Origin of the sequence: Actinoplanes hulinensis (assembly GCF_019429605.1) — a bacterium.
Taxonomy (GTDB): Bacteria; Actinomycetota; Actinomycetes; order Mycobacteriales; family Micromonosporaceae; genus Actinoplanes; species Actinoplanes campanulatus.
Genome location: NZ_JAHXZI010000006.1, coordinates 295,647 through 318,439 on the forward strand (window position 1 = coordinate 295,647; position 22,793 = coordinate 318,439).

At 72.1% G+C, this 22,793-nt stretch carries 18 protein-coding genes; 10 read left to right on the forward strand and 8 right to left on the reverse strand.

Going from position 1 to position 22,793, the window contains the following annotated elements; genetic code table 11:
• Positions 1 to 214 precede the first annotated feature (214 nt).
• The 6 genes from KZ829_RS13750 (at position 215) to KZ829_RS13775 (ending at position 6,522) form a co-directional block, all read left to right on the forward strand.
• Entirely contained in the window at positions 215 to 769 is a 555-nt protein-coding gene (locus KZ829_RS13750) for an RNA polymerase sigma factor (RefSeq protein ID WP_308285468.1), read from the forward strand.
• Positions 766 to 1,602 (forward strand): cupin domain-containing protein, encoded by an 837-nt coding sequence (locus KZ829_RS13755; protein WP_220144258.1) that lies wholly within the window; start codon positions 766 to 768, stop codon positions 1,600 to 1,602. Before KZ829_RS13750 ends, KZ829_RS13755 begins: the two co-directional genes overlap by 4 nt.
• A complete protein-coding gene (locus KZ829_RS13760; protein WP_220144259.1) occupies positions 1,599 to 2,477 on the forward strand; it encodes an ABC transporter ATP-binding protein in 879 nt (292 codons plus the stop codon). The genes KZ829_RS13755 and KZ829_RS13760 overlap by 4 nt, the downstream gene beginning before the upstream one ends.
• Entirely contained in the window at positions 2,474 to 4,048 is a 1,575-nt protein-coding gene (locus KZ829_RS13765; RefSeq protein WP_220144260.1) for a hypothetical protein, read from the forward strand. Before KZ829_RS13760 ends, KZ829_RS13765 begins: the two co-directional genes overlap by 4 nt.
• The gene (locus KZ829_RS13770) at positions 4,045 to 4,674 is read left to right on the forward strand and encodes a hypothetical protein (protein ID WP_220144261.1); all 630 of its coding nucleotides are present in this window, start codon (positions 4,045 to 4,047) and stop codon (positions 4,672 to 4,674) included. Before KZ829_RS13765 ends, KZ829_RS13770 begins: the two co-directional genes overlap by 4 nt.
• Positions 4,675 to 4,872: 198 nt before the next feature.
• Positions 4,873 to 6,522: an AMP-binding protein gene (locus tag KZ829_RS13775; RefSeq protein ID WP_220144262.1), complete on the forward strand. Its 1,650-nt coding sequence runs from the start codon at positions 4,873 to 4,875 to the stop codon at positions 6,520 to 6,522.
• 5 nt (positions 6,523 to 6,527) lie between these two features.
• Here KZ829_RS13775 and KZ829_RS13780 read toward each other — a convergent pair whose 3' ends face one another.
• Complete coding sequence (locus tag KZ829_RS13780; protein WP_220144263.1) at positions 6,528 to 7,190, reverse strand: hypothetical protein; 663 nt, start codon at positions 7,188 to 7,190, stop codon at positions 6,528 to 6,530.
• A gap of 158 nt (positions 7,191 to 7,348) precedes the next feature.
• Between KZ829_RS13780 and KZ829_RS13785 the strand changes: the two genes are divergently transcribed.
• Positions 7,349 to 7,954, forward strand: a complete 606-nt coding sequence (locus KZ829_RS13785) for a Uma2 family endonuclease (RefSeq protein ID WP_220144264.1) — start codon at positions 7,349 to 7,351, stop codon at positions 7,952 to 7,954.
• Between the two features lie 36 nt (positions 7,955 to 7,990).
• Here KZ829_RS13785 and KZ829_RS13790 read toward each other — a convergent pair whose 3' ends face one another.
• From KZ829_RS13790 to KZ829_RS13800, 3 genes are all read right to left on the reverse strand, one after another.
• Positions 7,991 to 8,146: a hypothetical protein gene (locus tag KZ829_RS13790; RefSeq protein WP_246635558.1), complete on the reverse strand. Its 156-nt coding sequence runs from the start codon at positions 8,144 to 8,146 to the stop codon at positions 7,991 to 7,993.
• Positions 8,147 to 8,699: 553 nt separating this feature from the next.
• Positions 8,700 to 9,470, reverse strand: a complete 771-nt coding sequence (locus KZ829_RS13795) for an LLM class F420-dependent oxidoreductase (RefSeq protein ID WP_220144265.1) — start codon at positions 9,468 to 9,470, stop codon at positions 8,700 to 8,702.
• Between the two features lie 79 nt (positions 9,471 to 9,549).
• Positions 9,550 to 10,173, reverse strand: coding sequence for a DUF4360 domain-containing protein (locus KZ829_RS13800; protein WP_246635559.1), 624 nt, complete (start codon positions 10,171 to 10,173; stop codon positions 9,550 to 9,552).
• Between the two features lie 272 nt (positions 10,174 to 10,445).
• On the opposite strand from KZ829_RS13800, the gene KZ829_RS13805 reads away from it, so the two are divergent.
• Positions 10,446 to 11,102, forward strand: a complete 657-nt coding sequence (locus KZ829_RS13805) for a DUF4360 domain-containing protein (protein WP_220144266.1) — start codon at positions 10,446 to 10,448, stop codon at positions 11,100 to 11,102.
• 36 nt (positions 11,103 to 11,138) lie between these two features.
• Here the strand turns inward: KZ829_RS13805 and KZ829_RS13810 are convergent, their stop codons facing one another.
• Positions 11,139 to 11,582 carry a hypothetical protein gene (locus tag KZ829_RS13810; RefSeq protein WP_308285469.1) on the reverse strand — a complete coding sequence of 148 codons (444 nt, stop codon included), beginning with the start codon at positions 11,580 to 11,582 and terminating at the stop codon, positions 11,139 to 11,141.
• Positions 11,583 to 11,707: 125 nt separating this feature from the next.
• Between KZ829_RS13810 and KZ829_RS13815 the strand changes: the two genes are divergently transcribed.
• Positions 11,708 to 13,483 (forward strand): LamG domain-containing protein, encoded by a 1,776-nt coding sequence (locus tag KZ829_RS13815; protein WP_220144268.1) that lies wholly within the window; start codon positions 11,708 to 11,710, stop codon positions 13,481 to 13,483.
• A gap of 353 nt (positions 13,484 to 13,836) precedes the next feature.
• On the opposite strand, the gene KZ829_RS13820 is transcribed toward KZ829_RS13815, so the two are convergent.
• Positions 13,837 to 15,231, reverse strand: a complete 1,395-nt coding sequence (locus tag KZ829_RS13820; RefSeq protein WP_308285470.1) for a DHA2 family efflux MFS transporter permease subunit — start codon at positions 15,229 to 15,231, stop codon at positions 13,837 to 13,839.
• A gap of 70 nt (positions 15,232 to 15,301) precedes the next feature.
• Here KZ829_RS13820 and KZ829_RS13825 point away from each other — a divergent pair, with 70 nt between their 5' ends.
• Complete coding sequence (locus KZ829_RS13825) at positions 15,302 to 15,853, forward strand: TetR/AcrR family transcriptional regulator (protein WP_220144270.1); 552 nt, start codon at positions 15,302 to 15,304, stop codon at positions 15,851 to 15,853.
• A gap of 4 nt (positions 15,854 to 15,857) precedes the next feature.
• Here KZ829_RS13825 and folP read toward each other — a convergent pair whose 3' ends face one another.
• Positions 15,858 to 16,655, reverse strand: a complete 798-nt coding sequence (folP, locus tag KZ829_RS13830; RefSeq protein WP_246635611.1) for a dihydropteroate synthase — start codon at positions 16,653 to 16,655, stop codon at positions 15,858 to 15,860.
• Positions 16,656 to 17,564: 909 nt separating this feature from the next.
• Positions 17,565 to 22,748, reverse strand: coding sequence for a trypsin-like peptidase domain-containing protein (locus KZ829_RS13835; protein ID WP_220144272.1), 5,184 nt, complete (start codon positions 22,746 to 22,748; stop codon positions 17,565 to 17,567).
• Positions 22,749 to 22,793 lie beyond the last annotated feature (45 nt).

Here is a 22,793-nt window from a genome sequence, read left to right on the forward strand (position 1 = left end):
TGAATGAGATAAGCGGAACGGCCCCCACCAAACGGTGGGGGCCGTTTTGTGTTTCCGCCGAACCTGTCAGACGATCGTGGAGGGTGCTGATCGACGCTGGACCGGAAGCCTCCGGCGGGGAGCGCGCGGAACTCCCGGCCGGGTCTGGCGATCAGGACCGACATCCATGATGGGCCGCGTGAACCGTTTGTGGCGGCCGATCCGATGATGGGTTGTGACAAGTACGCGCGGGCCCGGCCCGACGGACGCCGAGTTGCTGACCCGCACCGCGGGCGGCGACCGGAGCGCGTTCGAGGCGTTCTACCGGCGTCACGCGGCGTGGCTGGTGCTGCGTCTGCGTTACCGCTGTCTCGATGACGCCCTCGTCGACGACGTGGTGCAGGAGACCTTCCTGGCCGTGTGGCGGGGGACTGCCAAGTTCCGGGAACCGGGCGGCGACGTCGCCGGATGGCTGTGGCGGATCGGTTCCCGCCGGCTGATCGACGCACTGCGGGGGCACGGGGCCCGGCAGCGGCTGACCGGCCTGCTGGCCCGGCGACGGTCGAAGGACGAGCCCTCCGCCGAGGAACAGGTGCTGGTCGGCGTGGAACACGGCGACCTCGGCGGCGCGCTCGCCCGGCTCTCCCCGGAACTGCGCGCGGTGGTGCAGGCGACCGTCCTGGACGGGCTCACCACCGCGGAGGCCGCCGTCCTGCTCGGCATCCCCGCGGGCACGGTCAAGACCAGAGCCATGCGGGCCCGCCGCCAACTGCGCCAGGAGTTGGCGTGATCGACGAGGGGAGGGCGGCCATGGAAGCCTGGCATCTGCCGGACGAGGACCTGCGGCGGTACGGGGAGCGGACGCTGGCGCCACCCGTCCTCTGGTCGGTCGAGGCGCACCTGACGGCGTGCGCGCACTGCCGGGACCGGCTCGCCGCCGGGCAGCCGGTCGTGCTGCGGGACGGCTGGGAGAAACTGGACGCCGAACTGGACGCGCCCGTCCCGGGAGCGGTCGAGCGCCTGCTGACCCGGGTCGGCGTGGCCGAGCACACCGCCCGGCTGCTCGCCGCGACACCGGTGCTGCGACTGTCCTGGCTGGCCGCCGTGGTGTCGACGCTGGCCCTCACGGCGGTGCTGGCCGCCGTCCTGCATCCGGTGGTCTTCCTGGCGGCGGCGCCGCTGCTGCCGGTCTGCGGGGTCGCGCTGTCGTTCGGGCCGCGCGCCGACCCGACGTACGAGATCGCCGTGGTCGCCCCGATGCACACCTTCCGGCTGCTCCTGCTGCGCTGCGTGGCCGTGCTGTCGGCCACCACCGCGCTGAGCGCGGTGGCGAGTCTCGCCGTGCCCGACGTCGGCCTGGCCGCCCTCGGCTGGTTTCTGCCGGCACTGACGCTGACACTGCTCAGTCTCGCGCTGACCGCCCGGCTCGGCCCGGTTCTCGCCGCCGCCTGCGTGGGCCTCGGCTGGATCGCGGTGGTGGTGGCCACCCGGGGCGCCGGCGCCACCGGTTCAGCCGTGTTCGTCCCGGCCGGGCAGCTCGCGTCGGCGGTCGCCGCCGTGCTGGCCGCCGTCGTCCTCGCCCGGATCCACCGGGCGTTCGAATCCCCCAGGAGGTTCCGGTGACCGTCGCCGCGGCCACGTCCGTGGTCCACGCGTCCGGCCTGACCCTGCGGTACGGCCGCACCGCCGCACTGACCGATGTGTCCTTCACGCTGTACGACGGCGTGACCGGCCTGCTCGGCCCGAACGGCGCGGGCAAGACGACGCTGTTGCGGATCGTCGCCACCGCGCTCCCGCCCGACCAGGGCACGCTCAGCGTCCTGGGAAATGACCCGCGCACCACCGCCGGCCGGCTCGCCGTGCGGCGCCGCCTCGGCTACCTGCCGCAGGATCCGGGCTTCCATCCGGGCTTCACCGCGTTCGAGTTCGTCGACTACGTGGCGATCCTCAAGGAGCTGACCGACCGTCGCGCCCGGCATCAGGAGGTGAGCCGGGTGCTGGACGCGGTCGGGCTGGCCGGTCAGCGTGGCCGGAGGATCAGGGCGCTGTCCGGCGGGATGCGGCAGCGGGTGGCGCTGGCCGCGGCGCTGGTCGGCGACCCGGACCTGCTCGTCCTCGACGAACCGACCGTGGGCCTCGACCCCGAGCAGCGGCTGCGGTTCCGGGAGGTGATCGCGGAGCTGGGCGAGGGCCGCTCGGTGCTGCTGTCCACCCACCAGACCGAGGAGGTGATGGCGCTCTGCCAGCGAGTGGTCGTGCTGGACGGGGGCACGGTCCGGTTCGAGGGCACCCCGGCGGATCTCGCCGCGCACGCCCGGGGGCGGGTGTGGACCAGCGGCGCCCGGGTGGCCGGGGCGCTCGCCTCCTGGCGGGCCGGCGACGGCCGCTACCGCAACGTCGGCGACCCGCCGGCCGGTGCCGAGCTGCTCGAACCCACCGTCGAGGACGGCTATCTGATGCTCGTCGACTCGCCGGCTCTCGAGGGGACCGGGCGATGACCGCCGCGCTCGCCGAACGGCCGACACCTGCCGCGCCGCGGCCGGGCGATCCGCGCCGGGCCATGCTGGCCCTCGCCCGGACCGAGGGGGTACGACTGCTGCGCCATCCGGCGGTGATCGCCGGGCTGCTGCTGTTCACCGGCCCGGAGATCCATCGGTGGCTGACCGGCCGGGCCAACCGGTTCCCGGTCCTCCAGGACGAGGACTGGTCGACGCAGTTCCTCGCCCTGCTGGTGCTGGGCGGCGGAGCGCTGATCGCGGCCAACCTCGCGGCGTTGCGCGCCGACCGGCACGCCACCACCGGGCTGTACGACACCCTCGTGCTGCCGCCCGCGTGGCGGACCGGCGCCTTCCTGCTGGCCGTGCTGCCGTTCACGCTCCTGGTCGCGGTGCTGACCGCCACCCGGATCGCGCTGCTGGCCGCGCTGCCCGGTTCGGCCGGCCGCCCCGACCCCGCCGAGCTGGCCCTGCATCCCGCCGTGGTGCTGCTGTTCGGCGCGGCCGGGGTGCTGCTGGCGCGGCTGGTCCGTACCGTGATCGTGGCGCCCCTGTTGTTGCTGGCCGCGGCCGTCGCCGTCTATGCCGCCGGGTTGTCGCTGCCGGGTCACGTGCGCTGGCTGCTTCCGGTCGCTCTGGAGCAGCCGCCGATGCCGGTGCCGGTCGCGCTGACGTCGCGGCCGTCCGGCTGGCACCTGGCGTACGTCGCCGGTCTGATCGTCCTGGTGGCGCTGGCCGCGCCGGTCGCCGCGGGTGCCCGGAGCCGCCGCCTCGTGATGGCCGGCGTGGCCGCACTGTCCGTCACCGCCGGGGCCGGAGCGGCCCAGTACCTGCCGGTCGGCGACGCCGTCCGGGACGCCCGGGCCACCGCCGCCGAGCGTCCCGCCGAGATGCAGGACTGCCGCTCGACCGGCCCGGTCACCTACTGCGCGTTCGGCGACTTCGGCCCTTGGACCGGCGACTGGGACACGGTGGTACGCGGGGTGCTCCGCGGGGTGCCCGCCGAGGCGGCCGGACGGCCGCTCGTGATCCGGCAACGAGTGTCCATGGTGGAACGGATGGCCGACGGCCAGGTGGTGACCGCCGAGGAGCAGGCCGCGGCGGCGGCGGAGTGGCAGCGGATCGATCCCGGCGCGGTCACGGTGGGCACACGGTGGGGCGACGGCCGGTCCGAGATGTCGCTGGCCGGCCTGGTCGCGTACCAGGTCGTCACCCATGAGACAGCGCCCGCGCACATCCCGGTCTGCGGCGCTCGCGGCGTGCTGGTCGCCTGGCTCGCCGGGCAGGCGACCCCGGAGACGGCCGCCGGCCTGCGCGCGGTCGACGCCACCAGCTGGGGCGGTGTGCCGTTCGGCGACATGCAGTTCCCGGTGGGGTTCTCGGTGCCGGACCGCGAGATGGCGGCGGCATCGGCGCTGCTGCGGCGCCCGTCCGGGGACGTCGCCGCGACGGTCGCGCGCTCCTGGGCCGAGCTGACCGCCGCGGGCACCTCCGCCGACCGGGCCGGTGAGCTGCTCGGCGTTCCCGTCCCGCCGCTGCCGCCCGTCGAGGAGCGGATCCAGTGCGACGGGTGAGCATACGGGTCCTGCCGCTGCTGGTGTTCCCGGCCGCGCGGGCCACACCGTGGACGGCGTTCCTGGCCGCGGCCGGTGTGGGGCTGGCGATCGTCGCCGTGCCCGCCGTCCTCCGGGTGGAACTGACCGCCGAGGACCTCGTGGGCCTGCTGCGCGCCGCCGCGGTCTGCGGTGCGCTCGGCCTGGCGTTCCTCCTGGACGACCCGGCCGCGCGCACCGTCGCGACGGTGCCCACCCCGCGCCCGCTCCGGTACGCCGCCCGGGCCGGCGTCATCCTCCCCGCGGCGGCGGCCTGGTGGGCTCTCGTCCTGACGATCACCGGCGACGGCGCCCTCCTCCCGCTGGGCGGCGTCACGGTGGAGGCGGCCGCGCTCGGCGGGGTGGCGCTGGCGGTGGGCGCCGTTCGCCTACGGTCCGGCGACAACGGCGGCATCGTGGCGGCCCCCGCCGTGTTGGTCCTGGTGATCGCGGCGAGCCGGATCCCGCCGGATCTGGCCCTCTACGTGCCACCCGGCGACGAACGCTGGGCCGCCGCCCACGATCGCTGGGCCGTCCTGCTGGCGGCGGCCGTCGCCGTATCGGTGTGGGCCGTCGCGGAGCCGGTCCGGCAGGGTCGTCAATGGTGACCGAAATCGATTAAAAAGATCTTTTGAGGGTACGACGGAAGCGTTCCTGAGAGTGCTCCACCCATCGGTGACGCCGAGGACCGGCAGCTCACCGGCGGCCTGCGCCGGCGACTGCGACACCGCTGAACAACCGCCGCACCCCTGTCGGATCCGTCACATCGCCGAAGGAGGCGCCCGGGGCGTCCGTCATGTGTGGCCATGAGAACTCGTGAGGACGTGCCGGTCTGGCTGCCCGGCGCGATCCGCCCGGCGGACGCCGTCATCGAAGGCTATCGCCGCCTCGGGCTGTGGCACGACGAGCACCTGCTGACCCATCTGGAACGGCACCGGCGGCAGCGGCCGGACGCGACCGCGCTCATCGGCTTCCACGCCGAAGGCCCGGCCGACGTGGTGTCCTGGTCGCGGTACGCCGCGGAGGTGGAGAAGTACGCCGCGGCCCTGCGCGCGCTCGGCGTCGGTCCCGGGCAGGTCGTCGCCGTCCAGATGCCGAACCGGTGGGAGACCGCCGCGCTGATGCTCGCCGTCATGCACACCGGCGCGATCCTGGCGCCGGTGGTCACCGCCATCCGCGGGCGGGAGCTCGAGAAGATGCTCGTCCAGCTGCGAGCCACCGTCGTGGTGACGGTGGGGGAGTGGGCCGGCTTCGACCACGCGTCATCCCTCGCCGAGCTGGCCGGCCGGCTGCCTGACCTGCGGCACCGGGTCGTGCTCGGCTCGACGTCGGGCGACGAGATCGATTTCGACGCCCACTTCCGGAACACGGACTGGACCGCCGGCCACCCGTCGCCGCTGGCGCACAGCGTCGCCGACCCGGACGACGTCGCCGTGGTCCTCTTCACCTCCGGCACGACCGGCGAGCCCAAGGCCGTCCTGCACACGGCCAGCACCCTGCAGGCCGGCGCCGCGCCCGTGGTGAACGAGGAGAAGCTCGGAGCCGGCGACGTCAGCTACAACCCGCACAATCTGACGCACATCTTCGGCATCACCACCGGCCTCGCCTTCCCACTGCTCAGCGGCGGCTCGGCGGTCCTGCTCGACACCTGGTCACCGGCCCGGGCGGCCGAGATCATCCGGGATGCGCGGGTGACGGTCTTCTCGGGCGCCGCGGTCTTTCTCGATGCGGTCGTCAAAGCGGCGGACGATCTGTCCTCGCTGCGACTGCTGTGCTGTGCCGCCGCCCCGGTGCCGCCGAAGCTGGTCAGGGAGATCCACGCGAAACTCGGCGTGCCGCTACGGGCCGGCTGGGGCATGACCGAGGTGCCGCTGGGCACCTTCACCCGCGCCGGCGACCCGGCCGACCACGCCACCATCAGCGACGGACGGCCACCGGCCACCCTGGAGCTCGACCTGCGCGTCGAGGGCACGCTCTCCAAGGAGAACCCCGCCCGGCTGTACGTCCGTGGCGCCGCCCTCTGCATCGCGCTCGTCGGGCGGGACACCGGCACGGTCCACGTGCTCGCCGACCACGACGACGGCTGGTTCGACACCGGGGACCTGGTCCTGCCGGACGGTCACGGCGGCATCCGCCTGGCCGGGCGGGCCGCCGACCGGGTCGGCGGGATCCTGATGGTCCCGGTGGCCGACGTCGAGGCCGAGCTGCTGGAACATCCGGCGGTCGCGGACGTCGCCATCGTCGGCTACGAGGACGAGCACGGGCACGACGCGCCGTGCGCGGTCGTCGTCCCGGCCGGCGAACCGCCCACGCTCGCCGGCCTGCGCGCCTATCTCGACGGCGCCGGGATGACCGAGTTCTACCAGCCGACCCGGCTCGAGCTGGTGCCGATGCTGCCACGCACGGTCAGCGGCAAGGTGCTGAAGCGGGAGCTGCGCGACCGGCTCGAGCGCTGAGGTGATCAGTGGGGTTTGGCCTGGTAGCCGTGGATGTCGGAGTCCGGGGTGTCGGCGCGGCGGCACACCTCGCTGACGACGGCGTCGACGACCGCACGTTCGGTGGCGCCGTCGGCCCGGAACAGGGGGACCGCCCAGTCGCAGCCGGCGAGGGCGAGATGTTCCTCCCATCCGGGCCAGGCGAGCAGCTCCGTCAGCCGCAGTGTGGTGGCGCCACCCATCTCGCCGTGGCCACCGTTGATGGACTCCCCGATCAGGAATGGGCGCGTGCCGAACGGGACGAGCTCGAAGTAGTAGACGTGGTGGGTGGGGTGTTGTGGGGTCGGGGCCTGGTTCCGGTAGGCGACCCGCATGAACTGCCGATCCCGTTCCGGCCCGGTCAGCGGGTTCGACGCGACGAACAGATAGGTGGCGTCCAGCGTCACACCGCCGGCCCAGTGCACCGCCCCGGAGCCGACCGTGAGGTGCCGGAAGAACTCCGGGTGGGCGAGAACCGTCCAGTCGGTTCCGGGGTGGTCCCGGACGAGCCGGTCCCGCGAACAGTCGAAGAGCCGGACGTCGCCGGACCCGAACTCGAGGACGAGCTTCGCCCGGTCGGCGGGCACAGCCCGGATCAGCGGGGGCACCGGCCCGGCTGCCCGGTTCGGGGACGGCTCTGCCACGCTCATGGTCGCCATTCAACACGAGGCGGAACAGAGCGCGAGATGTCCGGCGGGAGCGGAGCGCGGACGCCCGCTTTCGGCGACCGGCGACGGTGTATGACCCCGCGCAGCTGGAGCGGCGGTATCGTGGGGCCGACAGCCGAAGCACCATTCGGGAGGCGCACATGACTGCCGAGATGATCGCGCCGGCCTGGATGCGTGAGCAGGTGACGGCTGAGCGATACGCGACGTGGACAGAAGCGCAATGCGCCGGCATCGAGATCGTGGATGGGATGGTCCTCGCGAGCCCGCGAGCCTCGAAACGGCACAACCGCCTGGCCAGACTTCTGGCGAACGCCCTGGATGCCGCTGCGGGCCCGGATTGGAACGCTGACACCGATTTCGATGTACGGCTGCAGGACGTGCCGTTGAACAACCGTCGTCCTGACGTGACGGTTTACCGGGCGGAGACCATCGACGTCACTCCGACACGGCCCGAGCATGTGCTTCTCGTGGTCGAGGTGGTCTCGCCCGGTTCGGAGACGACCGACCGGATCGTCAAGGCCGATCAGTACGGGAAAGCCGGTATCCGGTTCTACTGGCGAGTCGAGCAGGCCGTGACCGGTGCGCCTGTCGTCTGTACCTACATCCTCGACCCAGCAGCGGGACGTTACCGCGACGGCGATGTCTTCACTGGCGTCGTGAAGCTGAGCGCACCCTTCTCCATCGAAATCGATCTCGGCCTACTTTTGATCCCTTCCCTCGCTGAGCGGGGCAGCGACAAGGGCTGAACGCCGTAAACGGTGATCCAGCCCCTGCCGTGAGCGTTACCCGTCGAGTTTGTCGCGCCAGGAGAAGAAGTCGCTGAGGTCGGGCTTCGGGCCGCCGGTGTGAACGGTGAAGAGCCGGGCGCCGAGTTCGCGTTTCAGGGTCTCCGGGTCGAAGAAGCTGTGCCAGATGTCGGCGGTTTCGCCGTGAGGCACAGGGGCTTCTTCTCGCCGCCGTCGTCGATCAGCACCGGGATGTCGCGAGTCGGCTTCGGGTTCAGTTGCGGACGCTGGCCGTCTGCCCCAGTCGATTCACGAATCGAACCCGGTTGTTGTCGCCGCCGCTCGCGTTGTTCTCGGAGGCAGAGCTGCCGCAGGCTCCGATCGCACGACAGGCTCGCGGGGCCGCGACGGGTGATGACGTCAAGCCGAGCGTGGCCGTCAGCAGGCCGATCGCTGCAGCCACCAGTCCAGTGGTACGTCCCATCACGCCGCCCCAACTTCCGCCCGAGAATTACCCGATATATGTGTTCAAACCCTTTGTTTTCCGAAGTGGAATTCTAGAGTCCCTGCCAGGACTGGCAAAGGTTGCCACCGTTGTGCCGATACGCAACCACGGTGGTTCACATACGTTCAGGGCCGGTCGAACGGATGAATCGACGAGGAGTCAACGCCTGCACGACCGTGCCGGTCCTCACGGCACCCGGTCAACGTACCGGCCAAGGGGGTCGATCTTCGAAAGGGTTGATCAACCCCCTGCCGCGAAGGGTTATGCGTTGAGTTTGTCGCGCCAGGCGAGGAAGTCGCGCAGGTCGGTGAGGTCGGGCTTCGGGCCGCCGGTGTGGACGGTGAAGAGGCGGGCGCCGAGTCCGTACATCTCGTCGCGGTTCTCGGTGTTGCCCATCACCGAGATCTCGATCTCGGCGGGGTCGCGGCCGATGTCGGCGCAGTGCTGCCCGAGGATGCCGAGTTTGCGCTCCAACGTCGAAGGGTCGGAGAAGCTGTGCCAGATGTCGGCGTGTTTCGCCGTGAGGCGCAGGGTCTTCTTCTCGCCGCCGCCGCCGATCAGCACCGGGATCCTGCGGGTGGGCGGCGGGTTCAGCTTGCCCCAGCGGGACTCGATCCTCGGCAGGGAGACGGCCAGGTCGTCGAGGCGGCTTCCGGCGGTGCCGAACTCGTAGCCGTATTCGGTGTAGTCGCGTTCGAACCAGCCCGAGCCGATGCCGAGGATCAGGCGGCCGTCGGAGATGTGGTCGACGGTGCGGGCCATGTCGGCGAGCAGTTCGGGGTTGCGGTAGCTGTTGCAGGCGACGAGAGCGCCGATCTCCACCCGGCTGGTGGACTCGGCCCAGGCGGCGAGCATGGTCCAGCACTCGAAGTGCAGGCCGTCCGGCTCGCCGCTGAGCGGGTAGAAGTGGTCCCAGTTGAACAGGATGTCCAGGCCCAGGTCCTCGGCCTCGGAGGCGGTACGGCGGATGGTGGCGTAGTCCATGTGTTGCGGCTGAAGTTGCAGCCCGATGCGAACCGGCCTATCGATCATGTGACCGAGCCTACGTGGGCTTGCCGCCGATGGTGGTGAACCCGGCCGGGCCCGCTCGCCGGCCGGGTGACGGGCCGGGTCAGCAGTGGGACAGACTGAAGTTGAAGAGGGTGTCGACGTCGCCCTCGGTGGCGTTCATCGACATCGTGCTGAGGCCGGTCGAGGTTCCCGGGTCGATGCGCAGCTCGGTGTTGACGTTGAGGACGCTCTGCGAGCCGCACTCCGCGTAGGTGAGCACCGGCGCGACGTCCCAGGTCGTCCAGAGACCGTTCAGCGGCCCGGCGAACGCGGCGTCCTTGCGCTGGGTCGCGGAGGAGCCCTGCCAGTAGTAGCTGGTGCGCTGGAGGGCGGTCGCGCCGGACCGGAGGCTCGCCTTGCCGCGGTAGTTGGCGGAGGCGATCGCGATGGTCCAGCCGTCCGGGATGCTCACCAGGACGCCGAGCTGGCAGTTCTTGCGGCGGTCGATCAGGGCGGCGCCGTCGCCGGCCTCGGCCACGAAGTCCCGGTACCTGACCCGGAATCCGGTGTCGTCGCCGTTGCTCACGACCGAGGCGGTGCCGGGCGCGCATCCGGATCCGCTGGCGGCGATCACCTCCACGGTGATCGCGGCCTCAGCCTCGGCCGCGGCGTGGGCGGGCGTGCCGAGGGGAAGCGCGAGAGCGGTGACCAGCACGGCCGCCATCACGCGATTGCTGTTCTTCATGGACTTCCTCCGGGGGGAACGGGGCATGCTTCTGGAACCATTCCAGAACGACGGTCATCGCGTCCGCGACCACCGTAGTGGTGCACCCGAGGCATTTACAAGTATGAATTGCTAATGATCTCGGCAGGGGCAAAAACCGCCTATAGGGGTGAAATTTCGGGCCCTTTGTGCCCTTTGTGAGCTTCAGAAATCACCTCACAACGATTGACTTCCATTGATTTTCATCAATAGCTTCAGCTCGATCCGTTCCCGATCCCGAAGGGGATGAAAAAATGAAAAGGTTGTTAACCCGCGGTTGCGCGGTGCTGGCGCTCCTGGCGTCGTCGCTGCTCGTCGCGACACCGGCCTCGGCGATCATCGTCATCGTCGACCCGCCGCCCGCCGGCGAGATGTCCATCGAGCTGGTCGCGATGGCCGGCTCGGGCTGTGCCCCGGGCACCGCCGACGTGGCGATCTCGCCGGACAACTCCGCGTTCACCGCGATCTACAGCGCCTATCTGGCGCAGGCGGGCCCCGGCGTACCGGTCACCGAGAACCGCAAGAACTGCCAGCTCAACGTGCTGGTCCACGCGCCGGCCGGCTTCACCTTCGCGATCGCCAAGGTGGATTACCGCGGCTACGGGTTCCTCCAGCCCGGCGCGATCGCGCAGCAGCGGGCCAACTACTACTTCCAGGGCATGACGACCGGCAGCTACGCCAACCACGCGATCGCGGCGCCGCTGGACGACAACTGGATCGCCACCGACCAGGTGCCGATCGCCTCGCAGGTCTTCCGGCCCTGTGGCGAGCAGCGGAATCTCAACATCAACACCGAGCTGCGGGTCACCAAGGGCACGTCGACCGACGTCAGCTACCTGACGATGGACTCCACCGACGGCAGCATCGAGACGATCTACCACTTCTCCTGGATGCGGTGCAACAACAAGTGAACGAAGGGGTGGCGATGGCGGCTCGCGCCGCCATCGCTACTCGGGGCACGTGCCGTCGAGCCTCTGGCCGATGGTGGCGAACTCGCCGGTCAGGAACGCCTCCGGGTCGGTCTGCCGGGAGCCCTCGGTGAGGGCGGCGGCGATCTCGCCGGCGGCGGTCCGCTGGGCGGGGTCGGTGCTCTGCTCGCCGGCGGTCGTCACCTGGCTCGCCATGTCGGCGAACGTCCTCTGCAACCCCGCGGCGTCGTCGTTGGCCGTGTGCTCGGCCAGCCGGACCGCGCCCTCGGTGAGGATCTTGTAGACCGTGCTGCACACGTACTTCGGCTGACCCGCCGAGGCCGACGGCACCGGCGCGATGCTGACCGGGGCGGGCAGGGATCCGGCCGGGACCTCGATCTCGATCCCGTCGCATCCGGCGGCGGCGACGGCCAGGACCGCGATCAGGGCGGTGGTCACGGCCGTGCGGCGACGTTGCGGCACTCGATTCCCCTCCTTCGATGGCGTACGCCGGAGCATAGTGCCCGCCGTGACTTTTGCGGATCTCGGAAGTTAGCTCTGACGTGGTCAATATCCCCAAAAACGGCAAAAAGGTGGTACGCCGTGCGATGATCACCGGCCTCGCGACGGTTCTCGTCGCGGTCGGTGGCACGGCGTTCGCGGAGATCGTCTCGTCCCGGCCGGCGACGTCCCCCTCGTTCAACGGCCCCGTCTACGCGGTCGCCTACCACGGCGACACCGTCTACGTCGGCGGCAACTTCACCACCGCCTCGGTCAACGGGCGCACCGAACAGCGGACCCGGCTGGCCGCCTTCGACGCGCACACCGGCGAGCTGCGCGACTGGAGACCCGCCGCCGACGCCAACGTGCGCGCGCTCGCCGTCGGTGACGGAGTGGTCTACGCGGCCGGCGACTTCGACACCGTCAACGGTGAGTCGCGGGACGCGGTGGCCGGCATCGGCGAGGCGGACGGGCAGGTGACGCCGCTCCGGCACGCCGTCGTGGGGCAGCCGAACGCGATCGCCGCCGGGCACGGCCGCATCTACCTGGGCGGCCGGATCACCTCCGTGGACGGTCAGCCGCGCCGCAACCTGGCGGCCTTCACCGCCGCCGACGGGACGCTGGACGCGTGGGCGCCGACCACCGACGACACGGTCAACGCGCTCGCCGTCACCGACGACCGGGTCTATCTGGGCGGAAGCTTCCATCGTACGAACGACGTGCGCTCGACACTGCGGCTGACCGCCGTGGACCCGGACACCGGCGTGCTCGACCGGAGTTTCGCGCCGAAGCCGGTGTCCCAGGTGTTCGCGCTGGCCACCCACACCGACGGGGTGTACGCGGCGCTCGGCGGCCAGGGTGGGCGGGCGGTGTCGTACACCCGGGAGGGGCAGACCCGCTGGACGCGGGTGTTCGACGGTGACGCCCAGGCGATCACCCAGCTCTCCGATGTGATCTATGTGGGCGGGCACTTCGACAAGGCGTGCACCACCACCAACAACGGGGTACGGGGCATCTGCACCGACGGCTCGGTGATCCGCGGCAAACTGGCCGCGATCGACCGGGAGGGCAACCTGCTCGAATGGGCGCCGCAGGCCAACGGGATCGTCGGCACCCGGCAGCTGGCGGCCAGCGCCGGGCTCGCCTCGGTCAGCGCGGTCGGCGACTTCACCCAGGTGGACGGGGTGAGCCGGAAACGGTACGCCGAGTTCACCGGGGTCATGCCGCGGATGGAGAGGGCGGCCACGGACGACGTGGCGGCGTACAACTTCGACACGACCATCGCGGACGGCACCTTCGACGACGGCTCCGGGCACGGCCACCTGCTGCGGGCGGTCACCCGCAACGGCGGGGCGCCGCGGATGGTGCCGCACGACAGCGGCCAGGCGCTGAGTTTCCCGGCCAAGTGCGCCGACGAGAGCTGCCCGCGCCTGGTCCTGCAGGCCGCCGACACCGCGGATCTCAACCCCGGGACCAGAGCTCTGCGGTACGGGGCGGGCGTGCTGTTGTCGCCCTCGGAGACCGGCCGGGGCGAGAACATCCTCCAGAAGGGCTACTCGAACGGCGGCGGCCAGTACAAGCTCCAGGTCGACGGCCAGTCCGGCAAGCCGAGCTGCGGCATCAGCGACCGGACCGGCACGACGGTGTACGTGGCCCGCAGCCGGACCTCGGTGGCCGACGGCCGCTGGCACAGCCTGGAGTGCCGCCGCACCGGCCCCACGCTGGCGATCGTGGTCGACGACCGTCTGGAGACGGTGACCGCCGTCCCGGAAACCCTGTCGGTGGAGACGAACCAGCCGTTCACCGTCGGCGGCAAGGGCGTGGGCCAGAACAACGACCAGTTCCACGGCACCCTGGACGACGTCTGGGTCCACATCGGCTGACGTAGGGGAAGGAGAAGCGCTTCAAGCGGGTTTCTTGAAGCGCTAAGGAGCACTTCAAGTGGGGTGTCTTGAAGTGCGGCACTTTCAGTTTTCCGCCGCGGGGCTAGCCGAGCCCGCCGCGGATTAGCAGAGTGTGCCGGTCGGAGGGCCGGCACACGCTGCTTCACCACTCACGCGCCGCCGAGGCTGAGGCCTGCGGCGGCGGGGTTCCGTGCCGTCCGGTCCGGGGAGAGCGGGGCGGGATCACGCCGGCGAGGACGGTGCCGGCGAGTCCCGCGTGACCGGGCGGCGCGGAATCGAAGGTCATCGTTGCAGCGATGTTGCGGTGATGCAACAGTCTGTTTCTACTTGTTTCAGATCCGGTTCGGCAGCCGGGTGGCGACGATCGCGCCGACCGCGAGGATCGCCGCTCCGGTGAGCACCGCGGGCACCACACCGTCGACGAAGTCCTGGGCGCTCGCGAAACCGCCCTGGCTGCTGAAGACGGAGGAGAGCGTGGCCACCCCGGCCGCCACCCCGAACTCCCGGATCGTGTTGTTCGCGCCCGAGGCCACCCCGCGCTGCTGTTCGCCGACGCTGGCCAGGGTGACCGTGCTGATCGGCGCGAAGGTCAGGCCCATGCCGATGCCGCCCAGCACGAACGCGCCGATGAACCGGGCGTACCCGGCGTCGGTGGTGGTGACCAGCCCGATCCAGAGGATGCCGGCGGCCAGGAGCACCTGCCCCGCCACGATCAGGTTGCGCAGCCCGATGCGGGACCCGAAGATGCCTGCCAGCGGGGCGACCACCATCGGGGCCGCGGTCCACGGCAGCGTCCGCAGACCGGACTCCAGCGGGGTGAGGCCCTGCACCACCTGGAAGTACTGGGCGAGCAGGAAGACCGAGCCGAACGCGCCCGCCGAGAAGGTCAGGGTCACCACGTTGACCAGGCTGAACGACCGGGACCTGAACAGGCTCAGCGGCAGCATGGGCGTACGGTTGCGGCTCTGCCAGAAGAGGAACCCGGCGAGAAGCGCGACGCCCGCGCTCAGCATGAGTGGCACCCGGCCGCTGGTCCACCCGCGCTCCGGGCCGTCGACGATGCCCCAGATCAGCAACAGCATGCCGCTCGCCGACAGCAGCAGGCCGAACGGGTCGAGCCGGCGGGCGCCGCCGTAGGACTCGCCGAGCGTGAAGGCGGCCAGCGCCAGGGCGACCACGCCGATCGGCACGTTGACCCAGAAGATCCAGTTCCAGGTGAGGCCGTCGACGACCGCGCCGCCGATGACCGGGCCGAGCGCGACGCCGAGGCCGGTGATGCCGCCCCAGATGCCGACCGCGGCATTGCGGAACCGGTCCGGTACGGCGGCGGCCAGCAGGGTGAGCGACAGCGGCGCGATCATGGCGCCGCCGATGCCCTGCACGGCCCGGGAGGCGGTGAGCTGCCACGGTTCGACGGAGAGCGCGGCCCCGGCCGAGGCCAGGGTGAACAGGGTGATGCCGGCCAGGTACATCCGGCGGCGGCCCAGCCGGTCGCCGAGCGCGGCCGCGGTGAGCAGGAACGCCGCGAACGGCAGGGTGTACGCGTTCACGAACCACTGGAGGTCCGAGATGGACGCGCCGAGCTCGGTGCGGATGACCGGGAGCGCGGTGCTGACGACCAGGTTGTCGAGGGCGCCCATGAAGGCCGGGATGCCGACGGCGGCGATCACCAGGCCCAGCGGGCGGGTCTTGACTGTCTTTGCGGTGCCGAGGGTGGCGGTGGCCACGAACTTCCCCCTAGAAGTTGTTATCCACTGATAACTAAGCACGGTAAGCATCGACTGATAACCTGTCAACGTGACCCGGACCCGTCTCACTGCTCAGGAACGCCACGCTCAACTGGTGGCGGCCGCCGTCACCGCCTTCGCGCGGGGCGGCTACGCCGGCACCACCACCGACCAGGTGGCCCGCATCGCCGGCGTCTCCCAGCCGTACGTGATCCGGATCTTCGGCACGAAGCAGGAGCTGTTCCTGGCCACCATGTGGCACGCGTCCGACCGGGTGCAGCGGATCTGGCGGGAGGCGGCCGCCGTCGATCCCACACTCCCCGGGCTGGGCAAGGCGTTCAAGGCGCTGCTGGCCGAGCGGGACCTGCTGGTCGTGCTGCTGCACGGGTTCACGGCCGGGTCCGACCCCGGCCTCGGCGACGCGGTCCGCCAGTGCTACGGCAACATGTTCATGCTGGTCCGCGAGCTGACCGGGGCGACCGCCGAGCAGGCACGGGACTTCTTCGCCAGCGGCATGCTGATCACCGTGCTCGGGGCGATGCGGGTGCTGGGGCCGGACGCGGTGCCACCCCAGCCGTGGATGACCGACCTCCTGGGCACCCTGCCCTACGACCAGGAGTGAGCCGTCACATGTTGTGGCGGGTGTAGGCCGGCTCCCGCCAGCCCAGCATCGCCTCGGTCATCCGGATCGCGTCGTGGTTCGCCCGCACATCGTGCACCCGCATGATCCGGGCGCCCCGCATGATCGAGAAGACCACCGTGGCCAGCGTGCCGGCCAGTCGCTCCTGCTGCGGCCGGTCCAGCGTCTCGCCGATGAAGTCCTTGTTGCTTAGCGCCGCCAGCATCGGATAGCCGATCGCCGCGATCTCGTCCAGCCGCCGGGTCAGCTCCAGCGAGTGGTGGGTGTTCTTGTTCAGGTCGTGACCCGGATCGATGATGATCTGGTTCGGGCGGACCCCGCGGGACAGCGCCAGCTCCACCTTCTCCCGCAGGAACGCGCCCACCTCCGCGGTCACGTCCCGGTACCGCGGCCGGGGATACTCGGTACGCGGCGCGGCCAGGCTGTGACAGATCACCAGCTGCGCGTCCGTCCCCGCCACGGCATCGGCCATCGCCGGATCACGCAGCCCGGACGTGTCGTTGACGACCCCGGCACCCGCCTTGATCACCTCGGCGGCGACCTCGGGACGGAACGTGTCCACCGACACCACGGCCAGACCGCGGGCCGCCTCGACGACCGGCAGCACCCGGTCCAGCTCCTCGGCGGCGGTCACCTCCGGGCCGGGCGCGAACGGGACACCGCCGATGTCGATCCAGTCGGCGCCGTCGGCGGCCGCCGCCCGGACCGCCTCGGTCGCCTTCTCCAGCGCGAAGGTCCGGCCCTTGTCGTGGAACGAATCCGGCGTACGGTTCACGATCGCCATCACCACGACCTGCCGGGAGAAGTCGTAGGCCCGGCCGCCGATGACCCGTGTACCGCTGAGTTCGCTCACGGTCGCCGACCCTAACAAAGGCCGGCGGGTGTACCGGCCGGTACGCCGTACCCATGATCAAGAGTTCTGGCAGCCGGAACTTCGCGTCATGCGTCACAACCGGAGAGGAATCGACGGCTGTGGACGGGGTAGCCGAGAGAACAGCCGCCCCGTCGACTACACCTACGCCGGCTACCCGGACGAGACACCGGAGACCGTCGCCTGCGTCCGACCGGTCGGAAGGGCGACCTCGGCGGCACCGTCCGGCACGCCGCCGGCGAGGTGCGCGGGATCGCCCGGGACGCGGCGCGGACCACCGGGGAGACGGCCCGCTCGGGCGCACAGGACGTCCGGAACACGGCCACCTCCTAGGGGACGTTGTCCCCTCCCGATCCGGGAATCGGCAGCACCATGAGACTGGATACGAGCTCGCCGCCGCCCAGGGAACCAGCGGGGCGGCTCACTACTCTCCGGCGCGGACCCGCCAGCCTGTTGAACGCTTTAGCCGATCTTGGACGTCTGGCCACCGATTGCGGTGGCCGATAGTCCAAGATCGCGGTCGGCGGGTTCGGCGGGTTCGGCGGGTCGGCGGGTCGGCGGGTGGGCGGCGGCGGGTGCGGCGGGTGCGGCGGGCGTGGGGCCTGCCGGCGCGGGTGGCCTCCGTGATCTTGGGCGGCTTGCCACCGATTGCGGTGGGAAATCGTCCAAGATCGCGGGCGGTGGGGTGAGGGATGAGGGGGTGCGGGGGTGCGGGGTGCGGGGGTGCGGGGTGCGGGGGCAGCTCAGCCCGGTGGGCGCGGCACGGGCCGGAGTGGGCAGGTGGTCGCGGGGTGCTGCGGGACTCGGCAGTCCCGTACGGGATCAGGGGAAACCGTGGGTGCGGCGGACGGTGACGTAGGTTTCGGTGGCCTCGTCGATGTGGGCCGGGTCTGCGCGTAGGGCTCGGAGGATGAGGCGTGCGGATTGTGCCTGGGTCAGGGCGGCGGGGTTTTCGGGGTTTCGGCCGGCCGCGGCGGTGAGGGCCTGCGCGAAGCGGGTGAGGACCTCGGTGCAGGGGCCGCCGGGGACCGCGGGCCAGCCGTAGCGGGCGGCCGCGGCGCACGCGTAGTCGGCGGCCGGGCCGGGGCGGTCGGCGCGCAGGTGGGTGACCGCCGCGTGCAGCAGGATCGTGGTGGCCTCGGCGTCCGAGGTGACGGGGCGGGAACCGGCCGGGGTGACGGGGCGGGAGCCGGCCGGGGTGACGGGGCGGGAGCCGGCCGGGGTGACGGGGCGGGAACCGGCCAGGGTGACGGCGCGGGCGGTGAGGCGGCAGGCGATCCGGTGGTCGCGGACGGCGCTGCGCAGCAGGCCCGCCTCGGCGGCGGCGACCGGCAGAAGGCCGGGCAGTGGGGTGTGGCGGCAGAGCGCGAAGGCCTCCATGGCCAGTTCGACGGCCTCGCGGAGGCGCCCGGAGTGGCGGGCGACGGTGACGGCCTCGGCCAGGTCGCCGGCGAGCAGCGCGGCGAGGTCCGGGTCGGCGCGGTCGGTGTCGTGCAGGGAGCGGCTTGTCGCCAGCCCGGCGGCGTAGACCGGTTCGGCGTCGGCGAGGCGGCCGGTACGGCGCAGGCAGCGGCCCAGATGACGATGCATCAGGGCGACCCGGCCGCGGGGAGCGCGCACCGGCGGGTCGAGGGTGGGATCCCGGTCGAGGCAGTGGCGAAGGTCGCCGATCGCCTCGGCGGGCCGGTCCAGGTCGGACAGAAGCAGGCCGCGCAGCCCCCGCAACTCGATGAGCGCGATCTGCTCGTCGTAGGTGCGGGCCACCGGTTCGGCGTACTGGCACACCTGGAGAGCGGTTTCCGCATCGACGACCTCGATGAACGCCATGGCCATGTCGTAGAGCGGCAGCCCCAGCCAGTCGGCGGCGTTCGGGCCGGGCATGTCGAGGATCGCGCGGACCTCCGACCACAGGGCGGCGGCCTCCTCCGGGTCGCCGTCGTGGGCCGCGTCGACGGCCAGTCCGGCGGCCACCCCGGCGTGCAGGGCGCGGTCGGGCAGGGTGCTTCCACCGCGGGTCCGGTCCAGCAGCTCCCGCGCCTTGCCGGTGCCGGCCGCCACGTCGGTGAGGTGGTAGCCGAGCAGTCCCAGCCGGACGAGCAGGGTGGACGCGATCGGATCCTCCGGGTCGGCCGGATCCTTCTCCGGCGCCAGGGAGAACGCGGCCGTGAACAGGCGGCGGGCGTGCCCCGGCCGGTCGTCGACGTGGGCGATCACCCCGCCGTCGTGGAGTTCGATGACGCGCATCAGATGCTCGGACGTGTACGGCACGGGCGGGTCACCGGCCCGCTGCCCGATCCGGCGGGCGCTGTCGTGCTCGTGGCGCAGCCGGCAGTGCAGCGACAGCAGGTGCACCAGCCGGTCGCGGGTGAACGGCAGGTCGACGCCGTCGGTGACCGCCTGCTCCCGGATCGCGCGGTCGTAGTCGCGGGCGTCCGCCATGGCGGTGTCGTCTCCGGCGGCGGCGAGCAGCCCGGCGGCGACCCGGCTGTGCAGGTTGAGGCCGAACGCCGACGAGTCCGCCAGCGGGGGCAGCAGTTCCCGGACCGCGCCGAACTGGGCGTGAGCGCCGGCCGGGTCGGCGCCGATGAGGTGGTGGGCCAGGGCGAGCCGGGCCAGCGCCATCGTCTCGGCCGCGCCCGGCCGGCGGTCGGCGGCCGGCTGGGCGCCCAGCGCGACGGCCTCGACGGCATACGTCCCGGTGGCGTCGACGTCGAGAAAGTGCGCGGCCCGGATCGCGGCCCGGGCCAGCGCCTGGAACAGGTCGGTCTCGCCGATCGGCTGGTTCGCGGCGATCCGGCGGCGGCACACGTCGACCAGGTCCAGGGTCGTCCGGTACGCCTGGAGGCCGAGGCCGTGCTGTTCCTGCCAGTCGGCGAGCTCCCCGGCGACGGTGGGCAGCCCGGCCGCCGCCCACATCGCCGGCGCCTTCGCGACGACCGCCTCGAGTTGCCGTTTGGCCTGGCTGCCGGCGCTGATCGCGCCGGACAGGTCACCGGCCTCGATGCGCAGCAGGCCCAGCATCCGCCACATCTCGCCGTCGCGGACCGCGAAGCCCGGCTCGCTGACGTCGTCGGGCACGGTGCCGCGCAGCCCTTCGACCAGGTGCCGTTCGGCGTCGGCGTTGCGGTCCGTGAAGATCGCCAGCCGGGCCGCGGCCCAGTGCGCGGACCGTCGCAGGTGCACGCCGATGGCCAGGCCGCTGACCCGCTCGGCGACCCGGAACGACTCGTCGGACCAGCGCCGGGCCAGGTCGTGGTCGTCCAGCTGGACGGCGATGCCGATCGACACCACCAGGGACTGCGCGAGCAGGATCTGCATCTGGGTGTAGCTGGGCGGCTCGGCGCGCAGCAGCGCGAACAGGTCCTCCGCCTCGGCCAGCGTGTCGGCGGTGACCGTGCCGATGGCCAGGACCTGGAGACGCAGATGGCCCACGAAGATCGAGGCCGTGCGGTAGACCGGGTGGTCGCCGGGGATGCTCGCGAGCGTGTCCACGGCCTGCTGGGCGAGCCGGGTGGCCTGGTCGTGGTCGCCGACCACGACCAGGTTCATGGCGTTGCTGGCCAGGGTGATGGCCAGTTGCATGGCGGCCACCGGGTTCATGCCGATCCGCTGGTAGGCGCGGTGCGCCTCGGTGAAGAACGCGGACGCCTCGGTGGCCGACCCCTGCGACATCAGGATCTGGCCGAGACCCAGGCTGGCCTCGGCCACCTGTACGTCGTTGAGCCCGCTGGCCCGGCGCAGCAGCCGCAGCGCCCGGCCGGAGGCGGCGCTGGCCTCGCCCGGCTGCCCGAGACCGTTGTGCAGCTGCGCCTTGAGGGTGAGCGCCTCGACGAGCTGGCCGGTGCGCTCGGGGCCGTCCGGGGTGATCCGGACCGCCGGCTCCAGCCGGTTCAGGGCCTCCCGCAACTGGCCGCCGACCAGCAGGTAGCGGGCGATCGTGATGCGGAACATGACGACCACCGACTCCTCGAACCCGTCGTGGCCGGCCGCGTCCAGGATTTTGCCGAGGACCACGACGGCCAGGTCCTTGAGCGCCCATTCGACGTGGTCCGGCAGGTAGGAGCCGACCTCGTAGAACAGGTCGTCGTCCAGGGCCAGCTGCGCCTCGACCACGGCGCCGGCCGCGTTGCCGAGTTCACCGCCGACCGACGGGGCGAGGCGTACGGCCAGTGGCACCAGCCGGCGGATGTCGGTGCCGAGCAGGTCCTTGAGGGTGGCCGCGGCGCCGGGCGAGTGCCGTCCGGCCCGGGCCAGCACGGTCAGGGCCTGCCCGGCCCGGCGGTCGTCGACGTTTGCGGCGACCTTCCGGGGCAGGTCCGGCTCGGCCTCGCAGACCACGGCGGCGAGGCGTTCGGCGAGCAGGTCGGGGCCGAGCGGGGTCCAGTAGCCGGCGCCGTGCTGGGAGCCGTCGTACAGGTCGTGCAGCCATTCCGCGACCGGCTCGGCACGTTCCGGCCGCCAGCCCAGCACGTCACCGAGCAGGGCACATCCCTCCGCCTCGGTGGTGGCGCCGGCCAGGCTCATCAGCGCCACGGCCCGGCGCTGCGCCACCGGGTCGAGGCGTAACCCGGCGACGCGGGCGGTGGCCTTCCAGTAGACGTGCTCGTGTTCCAGAACGGCATCGAGGGCGTCCACACCGCTGCGTGCGACAGTGCCCGGGTTCAGGGCGGCCACCACGGCCGCGGCGTGCAGGTGCAGCAGCGGGGTGTCGCCGCGGAAGTCCGGCGGCGGGCCCGGCGGTCCGGGCGGCACCCCGGCGTGGACGGCGAACGCGGCCAGGGCCCGCTCGTACTCGCCGGTCCAGTCGCCGGGCGCGACACCGGACAGGTGCAGCCGGCAGACCCGGGTGTCCAGGCTGGTCATCAGGGAGGCGCTGATGCCGATGCCGACGTCCTCCCACCAGGCGCCGGCCCGGCGGGCCAGGACCAGCAGCCGGATCGGTGGGCGCTCCGAGCGGGCCAGCTCGTCCAGTTCGGAGATCAGATGCCTGAGGCGTACGTGGTCCTCGCCGTAGTCGGCGACGATCAGCGCCGGTTCGCCCAGCCGGTCGAGCGCCTCGATCAGCCGGTCGACCGGGCCGGGGCCGGGATCCATCCGGTCCACCGGCCGCAGGAACCCGGCCACCCAGCCGTGCTCGTGCCGGCGGCTGACCAGCTGCCCGGCCAGCCGGGTCTTGCCGACGCCGCCCGCGCCGGTGACCAGCCGCACCGAGAACGGCTCGGCCGAGTCGCACCAGGCGGTGAGCGCCTCGATCTCGGCGTCGCGGCCCTCGAACGGCACGATGCCGCGCTCCGGGCGCAGCAGGTCGGCGGTGCTGCCGTGGGCGCCGCCGCGGGGCGCGCGCTCACCGGGCCGGTGCAGGATGGCGCCGAGTTTCGGGACCAGCCAGCGGCGGCGGGCCGCCTTCCAGCCGGGACTGCCGTCCAGACCCTCCAGGCCGGGTACGCCGGCGAGCGGCACCACCCAGCCGCCCCGGGCCCCGTGCTCGCCGCCGCGGGTGGCCTTGACCGGCCCGATCACCCGCCCGGTCCGCACGTCGAACGCCGGTGACCCGCTGATCCCCGGCTCGACCGTGTCGTCGCCGATCTGGAGGAACCGGACGCCGTCCGCCTCGGTCGGGCCGTCGATCCGGTACCGGCCGTGGACCAGGGTGGGCCGGTCGCTGAACAGCCGCTGGTAGCCGGCGATCCGGACCTCGCCCGGGTGGGCCTCGTCGGGGTGCGGGGCGCGCTGCACATCGGCGTACGGATGCTCGTCGCCGATCGTCACGTCCACGACCGCGAGATCCGGCAGCGGGGTCCAGCCGTCGTCGGGCCGCTGTTCGGGGCGCCGCCAGCGGACCGTGCCCGGGTAGTCGCGGCCGTGCCAGTGGACCGTGCACTCCGCGTGGTCCTGGACCACGTGCGCGCAGGTGACCAGGACCCCGGGGGCGACGAAGAAGCCGTTGCCGTCCGAGTCGCCGGCCCGGACGGCCGCACACACGTCGTACAGCTCGTCGGTCGTCACGCCGACGATGCTCCCGTGCGGACGGTCCGGGCGACATACCTCGTT